This window comes from Paenibacillus pabuli NBRC 13638, assembly GCF_001514495.1.
Taxonomy (GTDB): domain Bacteria; phylum Bacillota; class Bacilli; order Paenibacillales; family Paenibacillaceae; genus Paenibacillus; species Paenibacillus pabuli.
The window spans coordinates 753,218-769,938 of record NZ_BCNM01000001.1 but is presented as its reverse complement, the minus strand read 5'-3'; the positions used below and the strand labels follow the sequence as shown (position 1 = coordinate 769,938).

14 protein-coding genes are annotated in these 16,721 nt (G+C 49.3%); 1 reads left to right on the top strand and 13 read right to left on the bottom strand.

Translation table 11 applies throughout. From position 1 onward, the window contains the following. Positions 1-229: 229 nt before the first annotated feature. Entirely contained in the window at positions 230-583 is a 354-nt protein-coding gene (locus PPA03S_RS02980; RefSeq protein WP_062319624.1) for a hypothetical protein, read from the bottom strand. Between the two features lie 213 nt (positions 584-796). On the opposite strand from PPA03S_RS02980, the gene PPA03S_RS02975 reads away from it, so the two are divergent. Then, entirely contained in the window at positions 797-1,711 is a 915-nt protein-coding gene (locus PPA03S_RS02975; protein ID WP_062319622.1) for a hypothetical protein, read from the top strand. Positions 1,712-1,783: 72 nt separating this feature from the next. On the opposite strand, the gene PPA03S_RS02970 is transcribed toward PPA03S_RS02975, so the two are convergent. The 12 genes from PPA03S_RS02970 to pucL form a co-directional block, all read right to left on the bottom strand. Continuing rightward, complete coding sequence (locus tag PPA03S_RS02970) at positions 1,784-2,314, bottom strand: (2Fe-2S)-binding protein (RefSeq protein ID WP_062319620.1); 531 nt, start codon at positions 2,312-2,314, stop codon at positions 1,784-1,786. Continuing rightward, positions 2,311-4,644 carry a xanthine dehydrogenase subunit D gene (gene pucD, locus PPA03S_RS02965; RefSeq protein WP_062319618.1) on the bottom strand — a complete coding sequence of 778 codons (2,334 nt, stop codon included), beginning with the start codon at positions 4,642-4,644 and terminating at the stop codon, positions 2,311-2,313. The genes PPA03S_RS02970 and pucD overlap by 4 nt, the downstream gene beginning before the upstream one ends. A gap of 33 nt (positions 4,645-4,677) precedes the next feature. Continuing rightward, complete coding sequence (locus tag PPA03S_RS02960; protein WP_082703968.1) at positions 4,678-5,613, bottom strand: FAD binding domain-containing protein; 936 nt, start codon at positions 5,611-5,613, stop codon at positions 4,678-4,680. Positions 5,614-5,896: 283 nt separating this feature from the next. After that, complete coding sequence (locus PPA03S_RS02955; RefSeq protein ID WP_062319614.1) at positions 5,897-6,541, bottom strand: nucleotidyltransferase family protein; 645 nt, start codon at positions 6,539-6,541, stop codon at positions 5,897-5,899. Continuing rightward, a complete protein-coding gene (locus tag PPA03S_RS02950) occupies positions 6,507-7,574 on the bottom strand; it encodes an XdhC family protein (protein ID WP_062319612.1) in 1,068 nt (355 codons plus the stop codon). The genes PPA03S_RS02955 and PPA03S_RS02950 overlap by 35 nt, the downstream gene beginning before the upstream one ends. Positions 7,575-7,598: 24 nt before the next feature. Further along, a complete protein-coding gene (locus tag PPA03S_RS02945) occupies positions 7,599-8,921 on the bottom strand; it encodes a 5'-deoxyadenosine deaminase (protein WP_062319610.1) in 1,323 nt (440 codons plus the stop codon). A 76-nt stretch (positions 8,922-8,997) separates the two neighbouring features. Beyond that, entirely contained in the window at positions 8,998-10,593 is a 1,596-nt protein-coding gene (gene ggt, locus PPA03S_RS02940) for a gamma-glutamyltransferase (protein ID WP_062319609.1), read from the bottom strand. Further along, the gene (locus PPA03S_RS02935) at positions 10,587-11,828 is read right to left on the bottom strand and encodes a pyridoxal-phosphate-dependent aminotransferase family protein (RefSeq protein ID WP_062319607.1); all 1,242 of its coding nucleotides are present in this window, start codon (positions 11,826-11,828) and stop codon (positions 10,587-10,589) included. Before PPA03S_RS02935 ends, ggt begins: the two co-directional genes overlap by 7 nt. 6 nt (positions 11,829-11,834) lie before the next feature. Next, a complete protein-coding gene (locus PPA03S_RS02930; RefSeq protein WP_082703965.1) occupies positions 11,835-13,142 on the bottom strand; it encodes a Zn-dependent hydrolase in 1,308 nt (435 codons plus the stop codon). After that, positions 13,129-14,544 carry an allantoinase AllB gene (gene allB / locus PPA03S_RS02925; protein WP_157283911.1) on the bottom strand — a complete coding sequence of 472 codons (1,416 nt, stop codon included), beginning with the start codon at positions 14,542-14,544 and terminating at the stop codon, positions 13,129-13,131. Before allB ends, PPA03S_RS02930 begins: the two co-directional genes overlap by 14 nt. A gap of 41 nt (positions 14,545-14,585) precedes the next feature. Further along, entirely contained in the window at positions 14,586-14,966 is a 381-nt protein-coding gene (gene uraH / locus PPA03S_RS02920) for a hydroxyisourate hydrolase (protein ID WP_326099762.1), read from the bottom strand. Then, positions 14,963-16,468, bottom strand: coding sequence for a factor-independent urate hydroxylase (gene pucL, locus PPA03S_RS02915; RefSeq protein WP_062319605.1), 1,506 nt, complete (start codon positions 16,466-16,468; stop codon positions 14,963-14,965). The genes uraH and pucL overlap by 4 nt, the downstream gene beginning before the upstream one ends. Between the last annotated feature and the right edge of the window lie 253 nt (positions 16,469-16,721).

Below are 16,721 nucleotides of genomic sequence, written 5' to 3'. Positions count from 1 at the left end.
TCGGCTCTCTATCCATCAGTACCATACAAGCACAGCAGCGACCGACCCGCAGGAAACTTTCGTTCCGGCCAGATTCAACATGTTTTTGTTCAATGTAACTAACGATCTATAATAGGGTCGTTATAATCATCCTGCTCTATCCGCCCCTTAGAGATAGTTTAGCAAGCAATATAGATACAGCTATGGAAGTCATCGAAAATAATAAGTTTACATAATAATTATTACGTAATCAAAAATTCAAATCTTTACTATTTTCTTTTAAAAGGTCAATTTTTTCTCCATCTTTATTCACTACATAAATATGATCTGGCTTTTTGTCTAAGCTTTTACCACTAATTATCAATTGGTGTCCCCCTTCCACGTTGTATTTCCGGATGTATAGTCCTGATCCTTCATCTTCATAAGGGTACGCTTTAAAATCATTCCATGAAAGGCTTCCTCCTTTCTCAGCCAGAGCTCTCAATTCCTTTAATGGAATGGATGAACTCGACTCTTCCTGACCATTATTTGTCTGACAACCTGAACAAAATGTAACCAAAAGTAACAATACTAAGCCGAGTTTACTAGGAATAAATTTTGACACTAGGCTTCCTCCTTAAAATCAAATATGGAATTAGTTGTAATTTTTATCTTGCAATTATCACCATTATATCATAGCATAATTACCGTATATTACATTTTTTTGAATTTAATTCGAGGGGGTATCACCAATCATAAGGATTTTAGTTGGTTAAACAAAGTTTATCGCCATTGTAATCAAAAAAATTTATATTCAAATTTCAGGAGGAACGTAACAATGAAAAAATTAGTTTCATCATTATTTGCAGTGATCTTGTTATTCACACTCGCGTTACCTGTATTAGCTGAATCAAACACTACCAAAAAGGATACTTCTCCTACAACTGAAACTCAAACATGGTTGAATTGGTTTGAAAAACTCACTAAAGAAGATCAATTAAAAGTAAATTACAAACCTGCTGAATTAATATCTGTAGACGAGAATGCCCTTTTAACGTTATCCAATGTAGATCCATTAGCTTCTTTCGCTCCAGATACTAAAGAATGGTTGAATTGGTTCAACAGTTTAACAGAAGAACAACAATTACAGGTAAATTACCGACCTGCTGAATTCGCCACATTGAATAAAACAGAAGTCACTATTCATGAAACCCAATACAATAACCAGACTATCGATTCCAAAACAAACTCAAATGATCAATTAACTCTTCAAGCTCTTGAAACAATGCCTACAGGTGGTTATGAACACCCATATTCAACAAGTGCATGGGAAAATTTGACTGATAAAGCTAATTGTTATGCGTACATGTTAAATACATCCACATATTCTGGACATAAATTACAACCCGGTGAACTTGCCGGAAAAGTATTTACAAGTTTAACTTCTTCGAGCATCATTAGTGCTTCTAAGCTTGACATGCCATATTTAAATAAATCCTTACGGACTTCTTCATATAGTGAAGTTCCGGGGTACAGAGAGTATAAGGTAGCACTTGTTATTGCACCAAACTATGATTATCATTGGTACAGACAGGATGCTGATGGTGGCTGGTCACATAAACGTGGACTAACTGCTATTGATTTTAGAGATGCCAGCGGCAATTCGATTCGTAATCCACAAACAGCTGATCGTAATTATGGAAATGGCCTGAATTATTCGACTTGGGGCGGTTGGTACATTATCAAATATTAATCGTTAATAAAGACCGGGCGAAACGGAGATAATGCACTCCAGTGCCCGGTCCTCTTTAATCCAGTTGTTCAGTTACAAGTCGTTCACTTTCTTCACTCCTGTGGTTAAGCTGAAGGAGGATGCATAGGTTTCTCCTGCGGTTCGAACTGCTCGAATAATCCCTCCATACCCGGTACAGCGGCACAGATTGCCGCACAAACCCGATTCTATCTGTTCCTGACTAGGCTGTGGATAGCGATCCAGCAACGCCTTGGTGGAAATCACCATTCCGGGAGTACAGTATCCGCATTGGAAGCCGCCCTCTTCCACAAAAGCCTGCTGAATTGGATGCAGCTCGCCTTCCTTTTCACCATGTAACCCTTCTATGGTTGTTATCTCACTGCCGGCACATTGATAAGCCATAACAAGACAGGAATTGACTGGCTCTCCATCCATCAGTACCATACAAGCGCCGCAGCGGCCCACTTCGCAGGACACTTTCGTTCCGGTCAGATTCAAATGCGTCCGCAATACATCCACAAGACGGGTTGTCTGGGCAATCCGCAATTGTTGCTCCTCACCATTTACAACAGCGATCCACGGGTTCTCCAAAGGTTCACTCACGAGGGACTCACTCCTTCCTTAAGCGGTACGTCTAGTGGTTTGATCAGTTGATCTCGCGGAACGGGCAAACGATTCACCCATACCCCTGTAGCCTGATGAATCGCAGCGGTGATGGCCGGAGCAAGCGCCACCGAACCAATCTCACCAATTCCCCGAGGTCCAAACGGATCACCCTCTGGCAGCTCTTCAATCGCCTCCACTTCTAGGTTGGTGTGAATATCTTGAATCGTCGGGATCAGATAGGTGTCCAAATTGGTTGTCATATAGCGACTGTCTTGCATGACGGCGTCTTCGGTTAATGTAAAACCCAGAGCCATTACACTACCACCTTCGATCTGTCCGATAAAACCCATTGGATTGATAACCGGACCAGCAGCCACCACATGCTTCGTATCCAGCAATTTGGCTTCTCCAGTTAGTGTGTTTACCTCCACTTCTGCGGCTACTGCCGCATACGTATATAGATAATGCCCGCCTACAACATTGTCCGGTGTGGTCGGATATTCGAAATGAGTATCAAAAGTCCATTCTTCCGCTTCACCATGCTTCGCCAGATCAACGTAAGAAACGACAACTGTGGAATTACTCGCCGTATCATTCGTTGTACGTTCTGGAGAAAGCGATCCCTTGCGCCATACTCCCCCTATTCCAGTAATCAGTTCGTCAGCCGGAATTCCGGACAAGGTAGAGGCTGCCGACAAGATTTTGGAACGGAATGGAACCTGTAATCGCTGAAGAGCCATCCAGGCCATCGTCGTCGAACGCGAAGCGGTGCTTGAGCCGCTGTGCGGCACTCGATCCGTGTCCCCGATGATAATGCTCAGATCCGATGTGGAGCACAGGAACAGATCGCAGAGCATCATTTCCAGAGTAGCAATGAGACCCTGACCGAATTCTTCGTAACTGAATGCCACTTCAATCTTGCCTTCGGCATTCAGGGATAAGCGGCCCCCCGCCGGATCAGGAATGCCATATCCTAACCCCGCCCCGTGCATAGCGATGGCTGCACCAACACCGCGTTTAATCCAGGGAGGCTGAGAAGGATATGCCGGAGGATGTTGATGTTTTTGCCATAACTCCGAACGATCCATCGCCTCCCATACTCGCGACAGTCCATCCGTGACCAGGATCCGTTGATTCAGTGGTCCAGGATCACCCTTTTCCCTCATGTTGCGTCTCCGAAATTCCCAGGGGTCCATCTTCATCCATTCTGCGAGTCGATCCATCTGACCCTCCATCGCAAAGATTGCCTGATTACCGCCAAATCCGCGAAACTCTCCCGACACCCCATTATTCGTGTACACCGAGATGCCCTCCACATCTACATGAGGAATGGAATAGGGCCCGAGACAGTGTTCTGTGCAAAAGTTCAGAACAGGCGCTCCCAGCGTGGCATATGCCCCTGTGTCTGCGGTAATGCGAACCCGGTGAGCCTGAATCATGCCTTCACGGCTGATGCCGGTCTGCATTTCAATTTTCATCGGATGACGCTTCAGTCCTGCCCGTACAGATTCTTTGCGTGAATTGTGCATTTTCACGGGGCGTCCGCTTCTCAAAGCAAGAAGTGCGCCGTAAGGCTGTACGTTCAGTTCATCTTTCCCGCCAAAAGAACCGCCAATCGGAGAGGAGACCACCCTAATATCCTCTTCGGAGCACCCGATAATTCGGGAGAGCTGCATTCTGTCCTTGTAACCATGCTGTGTAGCCGCATAGATATGGAGTCTTCCGTCTTCTTCTGGAACAAACAACCCACCTTCTGTCTCCATATATGCATGCATCTGGCGAGGAGTATAATACGTTTCCGTCACGATATACTCGCATGCAGCCCAAGCCTCATCTACATTCCCACGCTTGATTTCGGTACGGTGCAGCACATTTCCGGGACCATGTTCATGGAGCTCCGGTGCATCAGGTGCCAAAGCAGCCTCAGTGCTGTCCAGCGGAGTCCATTCCTCATACTCTACCCGAATAAGCTCCAAAGCGAGCGCCGCACGTTCCGGGGTATCCGCAGCAACCGCCGCAATGGCATCACCGACATAACGAACGACATCCTCGCAAAATACAGGCTGATCTGGAGTTGCAATGCCGAAGCGATTCAATCCAGGCACATCTTTGGAGGTGAGTACGGCAAATACACCTTCCATGGCCTCAGCTCCGGTAATATCGATAGATACGATACGGGCATAGGGATAGGAGCTGCGCAAAACTCTTCCATAGATCATACCAGGCAGAGTCATGTCCGTCAGATATTGAAGTCGCCCTGTCACTTTGCCCACCCCATCCGGCCGCAGGTGCCAGCGTTTTCCGCTTTGTTCCCGATTCAGCAGCATGGTCTCTCTCCCCTTTTCTTCATCTGTAAACTTCTATGAGCGAAGTGCTTCCCACAGTCCGGCACCCATCATATTACCTGCTGTTTGTTTCCGGTACTGTTCTGAAGCGAATGCATCACTATAAGTCTCGAATTCCGAACTGACCGCAACAGCCAGCGTTGAAGCCTGCATAGCAGAAGCTGCGCTGCCAAGAAGACACGTTTCCGCTTCGGGAAGTCGCATTGCCATCCCTGAACCTCCCCCTGCGGCAATCGCTACCTTCTTCCAACGCCCATCCGATCCCAGTTCTCCGTGAAAAGCTATCGTCACCAGCGAGGCCGTGAAGGTCTCCCGACGACCCAACTTGCGGTAAAATGAAACCTCACGCGCACCCAAGGTCTCTTGGCTGCGGGAATCCGGCAAAGCGGTGTCCGCCATTGGAATATGAATAGCAATTAACACATCATTCGGTTTGCGACTGCCGTCACGACCACCGTTCAGCCAGGACGAAAGACTGCGCTGCTCCATGCCGCTGTCCGTCATCCAGCGCAGCTGCGCATCGTAGACCAGCAGTGCGGGTATGGAGTCCCCCACGCCGGATACAATATTTCCGCCAATTGTGGCTACATTTCGAATGGAAGGAGCAGCTATGGCATTCATTGCCGACTGTAATAAGGGCCGTTGTTGCAGCTGAACGTCTGTGGCACAATGGCTTAATCGTGTCAGTGCTCCAATGACCAGATCATCTTCTTCCACGTACACGCCGCTTACTTCTGGAATACGAGCAAGGCTGACCATATGCTCCGGCATTGGAACAAGTCCACCTTCCCACTGAGTACGCAATAATGTCGCCCCTGCTGCATAACAATATTTCCCGAACAGTTTACCCTTCAAAGCTTGAAGTTCCTCCAGATTAACGGGCTGCCAAACCGTTGGCTGCGCTCCAGACCCATATGCCAGCATGACCATCGTTTCATCTCCCTTCTCCATCTTGAATCTGCGGGGCGTTGGATATGACCGAATGATCCAAATAATTCTTCAAATCATATGGGACGGCAAGAGTAACGTCAATTATCTTCACACCATTTTGGTTAAATGTATAAATACACCGTTTGATTTGTGCCTGATGCATTAATTACGACCCAAAGCTAACACAAGCTAATTCACTCCCCACGTCAAAAAACGATAAAAAGGCCAACCAGACGGTCTGGTTGACCTGATTACATCAAAAAACGATACATAAGCGATACGCTCTTTTTGCTGTGATCTTCATTTATCTTAACCCATTCACATATTTCAAAATGCGCTCCAGCTCTGGTTCGGTATCCGCATCCCAGAAGCAGGAATCAGACAAGGATACATGCGTTCCTGCATATTTGGCATTGCGTATGATCTTTCGCGCCCCCTCGTCTCCGCTGAGTGACAAAAGAGGCCCTAGCATATGCTCCCGAAAAGCCACAGGGGGCTTACCTCCACGGCCATCCGTAGCTGCTGCATAATCACACAGTTTGTTGGGAGCTAGGGCCTCGGCAACCCTGTTGATATCCCGTGCCTGCAATAATGGCTGATCTGCCAAAATCATCATCACACCTTCTGGGTGGTGAGGCATAGCAGTCAGAATGCCACATTGAAGAGACATGGCCATGCCATATGCATAATCGGTACAGATTGCAATCTGAAGCCTCGTCCCCGTTTCTGGAGTACTGCTATAAGAAGCTGCGTTGAGGTGTTCGGCAGGGATCCACGCCAATGAATCCTCAGGTTTGACCACACAGATGACCTGCTCCAAATCGGAATTCAAGGCAGCTTCCAAGGCCCATGCGGCTAAGCACCTTCCATCAGGCATGGCGATAGACAGTTTATCCCGGCCCAGTCGGCTGCTCTTACCTGCCGCTAGCACGATACCCGTCAGTTGCATGTGTAATCCCCCTCTGTACGTTGAGACACTCGGTGACAGCCGCCGCGCGCTTACAGGCAACAAGTTCTGCTGCGATACTGATCGCAATCTCCTCCGGACCATCTGCACCAATGGTCAGGCCGACGGGTGAATGCACATGCTTCAGTGGAGGGAGATCGTTCAGCAAACGTGCTGTCCGTGTTCTGGACCCCATAATGCCAAGATATGCATAATTCCGATCCTCGAGCAATTCAAGAAATTCCCGTTCTCTCGGAAATTGATGGCTCATCAATACGATATAATCCCCGCTTTGGATATCCAGTACAGGGATGATCTCATGAGGGAAACCCCGGATAAGCTCAACACCCGGAAACCGTGCAGTGGTACATAAATTCTCTCGCCAATCCGCTACTACCACGCGAAAGCCTGCGGATCGGCCCAGACGGGCTACTGGAATCACATCATTTCCGGCTCCGACAATAATCAGACGGGGTTTGGGCACATATCTTGTTGAGATCTGTAGCGGAATATCCCGACTCTCTGGCTCTGACCTCCCCTCCCTTTGAGAAACACTCTTCCCAGAATCAGAATCAGTAGCGGCAGCACCAGATCCAGACGGATGAATAACGACCTTAATTACATAATGAATCCTTGTGTATTGATGGTAGAAGGAACGGGTTAGCTCCACAGGTGATCCAGATTGAAAATAGGTATGCATACGGGACAAGATCGACCTGAGTTCGCCACAAACCGGCTCAAGCAGAATAATAATCAATCCGCCGCAGCCAATCGTTTCTCCCCAGGACAGATCATCTGCGGGTCGCATATCATACTCCACGAATTCCAGCTGCTCCTTATCCAGCACCCGATCCACTCTGGCCTGCAGATCACTCTCCAGACAGCCTGGGCTGATACTGCCATACCTCACCCCTTCTTCAGTCAAAAGCATGGAGACTCCCTGCTTACGGTAAGCATGACCTTCTACCTTGACCGCTGTTGCGAGTACACAGCGTGGTTCTCGCGCTGCAATTGCACACAGATCATGCATTTCCATAGTTGTCTCCATCCTTTCAGGGATTCAGATGCGTTTCATCAATCTCGCAATACTTTTATCCGATTCACGCAGTACGATGCCACGATCAATCGTTTGAATCTTCCGGTTATTGAGCACAATGCTTCCATCAATAATAACGGTATCCACACAGCTGCGAGTTGCAGAGTAGACTACACGGGAGTATACATCCGTCTCATAGGAAGGATACGTATGGAAATCATCCAGATCCAGCAGCAGCATATCTGCCTTCTTCCCCACTTCGAGACTGCCGATCTCCTTGGACAGTCCGAGCACTTCTGCTCCACCCATTGTCGCCATGCGCAGGACCGTTCGGGCATCCATCACGGTTGGGCCATGCGGCACCTTTTGCATAAGAGCGGTCAGACGCATTTCTTGGAACATATCCAGATTGTTGTTACACGCCGCGCCATCAGCTCCTATCCCTACTGCAATTTGGCGATTCAATAGATCAGGAATATCCGCTATACCGGAGGAAAGCTTCATATTCGAGCCAGGACAGTGGGTGACTTTCACACCTCGTTTGCGAATAATCTCCTTTTCTTCCTCACTCAGCCATACACAGTGGGCAAGCACCAGTCTTGGGGTTGCCAAGCCAATATGATCCAGATAGACAATGTTGCGCATGCCGCGCTCGTGTTCAACAAGTTCGATTTCGCCGCGGTTTTCGGAGGCATGGGTGTGTACTTTCACATGATACTTATTCGACAGGTCACGCACCTCAACCAGCAATTCCTCTGTACACGAGACGACGAAGCGCGGACAGAACGCATATTGAATACGGCCACCGCCGAATCCATTCCATTTTTCCAGCAAGTCTACACTTTGTTGCAGCGAGGTTGCTGTATTTTCACGCAGCGGTTCAGGAACTTCATCCCCATGATCCATCATCACCTTACCGGAAATCACACGAATCCCGCTCTGTGCCATTGCCTGAAAAGCCGAATCGGTATGATGCACCGTCTCCATATCGAGAATGGTCGTTGTCCCGCTAGAGATCAATTCACCCAAGCCGAGCATTGCCGAGTAATAGACAGATTCCTCATCATGTGCAGCCTCCAGCGGCCAAACGCGTTGACGAAGCCAATCCATCAGCTCCAGATCGTCCGCACGTCCTCGAAAAAGAGTCTGACACAGATGAATATGTGTCTGGATGAAACCTGGCAGCAGCACCTTGCCCCGAGCATCAATGACCTGATCTGCCTGAATGTCGATATGCTCTGCAATCTCTTTAATTTTGTTATCCTCGATCAGCAGATCACCGGTAAATACATCCTCTTCTGCATTCATTGTGACGAGCTGTGCGCCTTTCAGCAGGATCGTTCCCATCCTAATCTCCCCTATCCGTATCTATCTGTGTGCCTTTAACTATTTCGTTGATCCTGCACATGACCTTTTGCTCACACTACCACCCGATAGCCATGCCATCTCCCCTGGGGTCTGCTGCACCACTGATCATGCCATCTTCACGGATGACGATCCCTTGTGATTGCCCCATAATCCCATCCCACGGCGCTCTGGCTTCGACGTTATGCCCCCATTGGGCAAGCGTGTCACATACGTCGTCATGATAACGGTTTTCCACTCGCATCGTGTCGCCTTCTTCGCCCCAGGTGCGTCCATACACCCAACGCGGCAGACCGATCGCTTCCTGAATGCTGAGACCATAGTCCAGGACACCGGTAAGAACCGATAACTGTGTCTGGGGTTGGCCTTCTCCACCTTGCGTGCCGACAAGCATATAAGGTTTTCCGTTACGAGTGACAAGACCCGGCATCAGCGTGTGGAAAGAGCGTTTATTCGGCTCCAGCACATTGGCGTCCTTCGGATCAAGTGAGAAAAAGGAACCCCGATTTTGCATGATTACACCCGTATCCCCAGGCACATAGGCTGCGCCAAAATCAAAATACAGGCTTTGAATAAATGAAACGGCATTGCCTTCATTGTCCACAATCGCAGCATAAGCGGTATCCTGCCCCATCGTTTTGGACAGAAAAGGCTGCGCCACAGGTGGAGCAGACTGAATCTCATTCCACAATTCATCTCCATACACCTTGGATAACAGATGGTTTATTGGAATATCCCTGAATTCCGGGTCTGTGAGATAACGGTCACGATCGCGAAAAGCTTTTTTCACGACTTCAGCCATCAGGTGGTAGAACTCGGGGGACGTACGGGCCACAGCGGACAGGTTAATATGCTCCAGCATATTAAGCATCATCAGCATCGAGAAACCCTGGGAATTTGGGGGCATCTGGTGAATTTCATATCCACGGTAATCCGTGCTGACCGGCTTCACCCATTCCCCTTTGTGACTCGCAAAATCCGCTGGTGCAAGCATGCCGCCATCTTCACGAATAGCCGATGTCAGTTGATCCGCAAGCTCTCCTGTATAAAAAGCATCCCGTCCTCCCGCCTGAATCAGGCGAATAGATCCGGCTAAATCCGGTTGCAGCAGCAGCTCGCCTTCCTGCAAAAGTGTACCAAAAGGGGCAAATAACGCTCGAAGCGGCGTATGCCCCATAATGAAATCCTCATCCCGTTCCAGCCATAGACGCAGATTCCGGGATACAGGGCATCCCTTTTCTGCATACTGGGCTGCAGGTTCAAGCAGCTGTTCCCATTTCAACTTGCCATAGCGGGACCAGACCTCCCACCACGCATCCACCATTCCTGGGACGGTAATGGCACTCAACACACCCCGCTGAGGAATGGTGCTCATGCCCATCGCTTTGAACGTATCGGCATGAATTCCCGCAGCTGAACGACCGCTGCCGTTGTAGGCGGTTATATCACCACTTGCTCCATCGTGGATCAAGAAGAACGCATCGCCGCCAAGCCCTGTCATGTGTGGGTACACTACACCCAGTGCTGCACTAACCGCAACCGCTGCATCATAAGCGTTACCCCCCTGCTGGAGGATTGCACTGCCAACCGCACTCGCCAAATAATGAGGAGAGGTAACCATCACCTCTCTGGATATTGGCATCTGGTTTAACATAAGACGCCCTCCTTCCCGGCATACACATCCAGCGCTGCCTGTACCGCCTCCCCTGCTGGCAAGGCGTGACGATGGCGCAACAGGACAGCTTCCAGTGCGCCCAACACATGCAGTACATTTTTGCGCTGGCAGCTGAATCCCATCGTACCAATGCGCCAAATCTTGCCTTTCAGTGGTCCAAATGAACTAGCAATCTCAATGCTGAAGTCGTTCAGAAGCATGCTGCGTACCGACTCACCATCCACACCGTCTGGAATTTTGATACAAGTGACCACCGGAAGTTTGCTGGATAATTCTCCATACAATTGGAGTCCCATACTCTGAATCCCCGCCACCAGTGCTCGTTCGTTAATCCGATGTCTCTGGAAACGGGCCTCCAGCCCTTCCTGAAGTAAAATCCGCAGTCCTTCGTGAAGGCCGTAGAGCATGGAGGTGGCCTCCGTATGGTGGTTCAAACGTGCCGAACTCCAGTAATCCTGCAATTGGCTCAGGTCAAAATAATTGCTGGCAATCGTATGACCTTCGGCTCGGGCACTTGTCGCGTCCCGAAGCCCGCGTTCGACGGTTTTACGGCTCATCAGTTTCTTCTCTACCCGACTGTTATAGGTCAAAGGCGCCATCCCGGATGGAACGGATAAACACTTCTGCGTTCCGCCCATTACCGCATCCAGATGCCAGGCATCCGTCTCCACAGGTGTTCCGCCTATGGTGGCAACCGCATCAACCACGAGTAAAATATCGAGTTCACGACAGGCTTTGCCAATCTCGGCGAGAGGCTGCATTTGCCCGGTTGATGTCTCGCCATGAACCATTGCGACCAGACTCGGCTTATGGGTATGGATGGCCTTAATTACCTCTTCGGGATCAAATACCGTCCCCCACGCTGTTTCAAAAAAAATAACCTCGGCACCACATCGCTCCGATATTTCCACAAGTAAATGCCCGAAACGTCCATAGATCGGAACCAGCACCTTGTCCCCAGGCTGGATCAGACTGACCAGTACCGCTTCAATACCTGAGCGGGATGTGCCATCTACCGGATAACACCACTCATTATCTGTCATGTATAGTTCACGCAGCATCGCCATCGTCTCATTCATCAGGGAGGTGAACTCCGGATCAAACTGTCCCAGGATCGGGAAGGATAATGCCCTCAGCACTCTTGGGTCGACTTCAACAGGCCCTGGTGTCATGATCGTCCGCAAGGAAGGGGACAATTCTTTATAGTTGGACATCTCCACTCAACTCCCGTAACCGTATTTATAAAGTAACTGGACCAGAACCCGGAAACCATTCATCAGGTCCTCTTCAGCTGTATATTCAAGGGGATTATGGCTAATGCCATCCTGGCTGGGCACAAAGATCATCGCTGTAGGGCAGGCCTTCTGAAAGATCTGGGAATCATGTCCTGCGCCGCTTGGCATATGCATATAGGACAGCTGCTCCATTTCACAGATATCACGAATGTCGGATGTAATCTGCTCGTTCATCGGAATAGGTGTAACAGACAAGTGTTCTTCCCAGTTCAGTCCGAGCTGCTGCTCGGCTGCAATTCGGCTAAATTCCTGAAGCAACTGCTGCCAGCATCGGTCAATGCTTTCCTGCCTGATGTGCCGGATATCCAGTGAGAATACGGCCCGTGAAGCAACAACGTTGCCAACGCCCGGATCAACGGTTACTCGTCCCACGGTCGCTACAAGTGGTTCTCCCGCTTCCAGCGCAATGCTTCTGACGACTGTAATCATCTCGGCTGCACCTGCAAGTGCATCCTTGCGCCAGGACATCGGTGTAGTACCTGCATGATTGGCTTCGCCACTTACTGTAATGCTGAAACGTTTCTGGCCGACAATATCCGTTACAATACCAATGGAATGCCCCAACCGTTCCAGGACCTGGCCCTGTTCGATGTGAAGTTCGATAAAGGCTCCGTATTTTTTCGCTGCGGGTCTATATTTACAATCTAATCCAAAGCCTGCATCTCGCATCGCCTCTGCTAAGGTAATTCCCTCTTGATCCTTCAAATGCTGGACTTCTTCCAGGCGGGTTACTTCCGTTATACTCCGTGATCCCCAATAAGCGAAGGGGAATCGGCTGCCTTCTTCCTCGCAGAGCGATACTACCTGAAGTGTTCGTTTTGGTGCCCCGAATTGAGTTTGCAGATACGCCAGTGCAAGCACTCCCGCAGCTACGCCGTACGCACCATCATACTTTCCACCATGGACGACCGTATCAATATGGGACCCTGTAACAATCGGCGCTTCTTCCATACCTGTTCCTTTTCCCGCCCCCGTACCGGGCAGCGTGCCATACAGGTTGCCCGATTGATCAAATTCAGGAGCCAGCCCTTTCTCCTGCATTTTAGCCGCAAGTGCATGCTGTGCTTCACACCATGCTTGATCATACAGCAGACGTGTCACACCCCCCTGGGCATCCGCTCCATAAGTGGACAACCAGTCAAGAAATGCTTGCAGTTCCACCTGCTCCAATTGAGGCAAAGGCTGGATGGGATGTTCCATACCAGAAGGCGCATGAACTTCAAAGTCGGTCATATTCCCCCTCCATTCCTTTAACAACAGATTGAACAGATGGGTTGGCATGGACAAATCGTCCGATGGGCTCAGCCGATAATCCTGTTGTTGAGCTGTATACTCGCCCGCCCCGACAGAATACGTCCGTAATCCTAGAGGAAAACGTTCGTCCTACATAAGGGCTCTGTTTATGTGTGTAGAGCAAGTCATTCGTATTCAAGGTGGTACTCTTCTCCCAATCAATCAGTACCAGATCCGCATCCTTGCCGATGGCGATTTCACCTTTGCTCTCCAGCCCAAGCCTTCTGGCTGGTTGCAGGGCTAGGACTCTTCCGAGCAATGGAAGGGCTATATTTCGCTGGAGATGTCCTTCTTCCAACATAAGCAGCAGCGTACTTTGCGCTCCGGAGATGCCACCCCAGATTTCGAAGAAATTATCAGATTGTTTCATTGATGGCGGACAAGGAGAATGGTCGGATGCGATAATATCAATCAGACCTGCTTCCAGCGCATCCCATAACTGATCTTGCTCAGCCTGACTTCGCAATGGCGGCGCGCATTTGGCCACGGCCCCCAGCCGAACAACATCCTCATCTGTCAGAGTCAGGTAATGCGGACATGTTTCAGAAGTGACATCCTGCCCGCGCTGTTTCGCCTCTGCAATCAGATCAAGCGCTTCCCGTGAACTGATATGAACAAAATGCAATGCACATCCGGTCTGCTCTCCATATTCCAATGCTCGGGATACCGCGCTAACTTCAGCTTCTGCCGGGCGAGATTGTACGTAATCCATCGGGCCGATTCGTCCGGCTGCCATACTTCTGGCCCCAAGTTCAGCAACCATTGCCTCGTCTTCGGCATGAAGCGCCAGTATACGGTTTAGCTTTGCAATCTCTTGCATGCCATTCAAAAGTGTATCGTCATCGGCTCTCGCGAAGATATCTTCCCCTTCTCCGCCGGGTTCAGACATAAATGCTTTGAATCCTGCCACACCCCTATCGGCTAATGGCCCAAGCTCAGCTTGATTGCCGGGAACTAGCCCTCCCCAGAACGCATAATCAACATAGGATTGACCTTCGGCTGCTTTTATTTTCAGGTTCCACGCATCCGGTCTAATTGTTGGGGGGACGCCATTGAGCGGCATATCGACATACGTCGTAATTCCGCCAGCAGCCAGTGATGCTGATCCTGACTTGAATCCCTCCCAACTCGCGAGTCCAGGTTCATTAAAATGAACATGAATGTCCACTGCCCCCGGCATCACGGTAAGGCCATTTGCTTTTATTATCTCAGTGTCTTCACCACCAACCAGCAATGAGGACAAAGCTGTTATTTTTTCACCTGTAATCCCGATATCCAGTTCTTCGATGCTATCTCTCAATACAACCCGGGCCCCCCGGATGATCGTATCTAATCTTGTCATATGGATGACCCTCCCCTGATCAGAACCGGATTCTGTGTATTTCAGCTTCCCCGGTATGTACTGTAACCTCCTGGAGCAATCAATAAAGGAATGTGGTAGTGACTTGCAGCATCGGATACGGAAAAACGAATCGGTACCATTGTCCATAACGCCTGCCCCAACTCTTCAAAGGATCGCTGTGCGTAATAACCCTCAACGTTGAATTGAAGCTCGTAGACCGCCTTCTCCAGCTTCCCGCCTTCAAGCAACGGTGCTTCCAGACGCCCATCCCCATTGGTCACCGATTCAGCAACTTTCCTTTTACTTTCCTTCTCGCCGTCTCGGTGCAGTACATACAGTTCAACCCGTACGCCTGCAGCAGGAACCCCCTTGGATGTATCCAACACATGCGTAGTAATCCGTCCTCCAACCAGCGACATCATGCATCCCCTTCTTTCTTCATGCGACTGCTGTCAGCCTCTAGATCGTCCCTAGTCATTGAGAAACCCTGAAATCCATAAGGAGGCCTGGGCTCGGTAAATACTTTACCTTCTCCTTCTTTCACTTCATCCAGCACCGTCTCCCAAGTCCGATTATTGGATTCGAAGGACACTTCACTGAGCTGTCCAAATCGTTTCAGCAGCCTTAATCCGATCTGATAAATCAGATGTTGAATGGAGGCGGAACGACATGCATGAAATACCGCAGCAGCTACATCCCTTACCTGCTCTGCCGCTACATAACGCCCGCGCTGATCGTCCATACCATCCCTCGGATCTTCATAACGCCAGTTAATATTAAGGAAAATGAAAAGCGGACGGTCCCACGTCTCTGGTAAGCTTGTGTACTGATCCTTGACGAAACTGGCAAATTCACTGCCCTTGACCTTTATCAGTCTGATATCCGCGACACCACTGAAATGATTGCTCAGCTCGACCTGGCTTCCTTTCCGCTCCGCTTCAACCGCTGCCATCGCCCGCTCATTCTGGGAATAACGGAATACCAGCTCACTTGCACGAAAGCCCCCCTCCCCGCCAATAGGTACATCTTCAAAAGGAACCTGATCTGCAGTCATTTGGACTTTGTTCATCTGTGGGTATGTTTCCAGAAAGCGTCTGCTGATGGTAGCAAGAAAACCTTCAACGGTAGCTCCACTGTAATCCGCGGCGTGTTTTAGAATGAAATTCTTCATTGAATCTGTTGGAACGACGCGAGAGTTATCTCCTTCGATAAAAGAAGGCAGAAATACGTCGCCTTGTACGGCTACTTTAATGTTCAGCCCGAACAGAATATTACTGCGTCCAGTAAACGGAGATTCCGGAATGGACTGGATTCCCGTTAACGGTTTGACGTATGAACGGTACATCCATACGTCCCCTTTGCCGTAATACATGGTCCGCTGCTTTACATCGACTGGCTTAAACGCAAATTCATGTTCATGACCCATCTGCACCAGCCACTGCTCCAATCGAATGGAAGCAATCTTGAACACTTCCTTCAGGGCGGTTTGGAATTCTTCCTCCCTGCCTCTCCGATTGCGCACCCGCATGGACTCCAGGATAGACTGTGCCGTGTGACCTTTCACGGCCAATATAAAAGGAAAGCCGTATTGGCTTGTATATTCCTGATTTAACTTGCTAAGTTCGTTATATTGCTCCGGCGAAAGGGAATTAAGCCCTGCACCCGTTTGTTCTTGAACGGAATTGCTGCTCATGCTAATCCGTGCCCCGAGATCCGGGTGATTGCAAAGCAGTTGCAGCTTGACCTTCTCATCGGATGTCTGGACCACGTTTTTCATCACATTCATCATGTGTTCAAAAGAGTCAAAAGGCCGTGAAGACCAGGAACGCTCTGCTACCCAGGGTGATTCTTCGAATAGCCCGCCAAACGTATGCACGAACTGTGTGACAGACCAGTTGTTAACGAGTTTAATGAAGTCAGCCATGTTAGAACCTCCGGTCTTCTGTGGATTGTTGTTCTTCATTTTAAGTGTCCCTCTGCGCTGCGACAACAATATTCACGTAAATTTGTAATATAACATAACATCAGTTATGTGATTTGTTAGCAATGCACGGGAGATGATCAATCCAATGCAATAAAAACCTAAAAAAAACCGCATTCCCTCAAGGGAAATACGGTTTTATCTGACACGGCTGCTCCGTTGTCTTGCTGCACAACACTTGATTAGGATACTGATT

Excerpts from the sequence above, each read along its gene's own strand:
- pucD (WP_062319618.1), bottom strand. The coding sequence starts at position 4,644 with ATGCTGCTGAATCGGGAACAAAGCGGAAAACGCTGGCACCTGCGGCCG.
- PPA03S_RS02935 (WP_062319607.1), bottom strand. The coding sequence starts at position 11,828 with ATGTCCAACTATAAAGAATTGTCCCCTTCCTTGCGGACGATCATGACA.
- pucL (WP_062319605.1), bottom strand. The coding sequence starts at position 16,468 with ATGGCTGACTTCATTAAACTCGTTAACAACTGGTCTGTCACACAGTTC.
- PPA03S_RS02960 (WP_082703968.1), bottom strand. The coding sequence starts at position 5,613 with ATGGAGAAGGGAGATGAAACGATGGTCATGCTGGCATATGGGTCTGGA.
- ggt (WP_062319609.1), bottom strand. The coding sequence starts at position 10,593 with ATGTTAAACCAGATGCCAATATCCAGAGAGGTGATGGTTACCTCTCCT.
- PPA03S_RS02955 (WP_062319614.1), bottom strand. The coding sequence starts at position 6,541 with ATGCAACTGACGGGTATCGTGCTAGCGGCAGGTAAGAGCAGCCGACTG.
- PPA03S_RS02945 (WP_062319610.1), bottom strand. The coding sequence starts at position 8,921 with ATGGGAACGATCCTGCTGAAAGGCGCACAGCTCGTCACAATGAATGCA.
- uraH (WP_326099762.1), bottom strand. The coding sequence starts at position 14,966 with ATGATGTCGCTGGTTGGAGGACGGATTACTACGCATGTGTTGGATACA.
- PPA03S_RS02975 (WP_062319622.1), top strand. The coding sequence starts at position 797 with ATGAAAAAATTAGTTTCATCATTATTTGCAGTGATCTTGTTATTCACA.
- allB (WP_157283911.1), bottom strand. The coding sequence starts at position 14,544 with ATGACAAGATTAGATACGATCATCCGGGGGGCCCGGGTTGTATTGAGA.
- PPA03S_RS02930 (WP_082703965.1), bottom strand. The coding sequence starts at position 13,142 with ATGACCGACTTTGAAGTTCATGCGCCTTCTGGTATGGAACATCCCATC.
- PPA03S_RS02950 (WP_062319612.1), bottom strand. The coding sequence starts at position 7,574 with ATGGAAATGCATGATCTGTGTGCAATTGCAGCGCGAGAACCACGCTGT.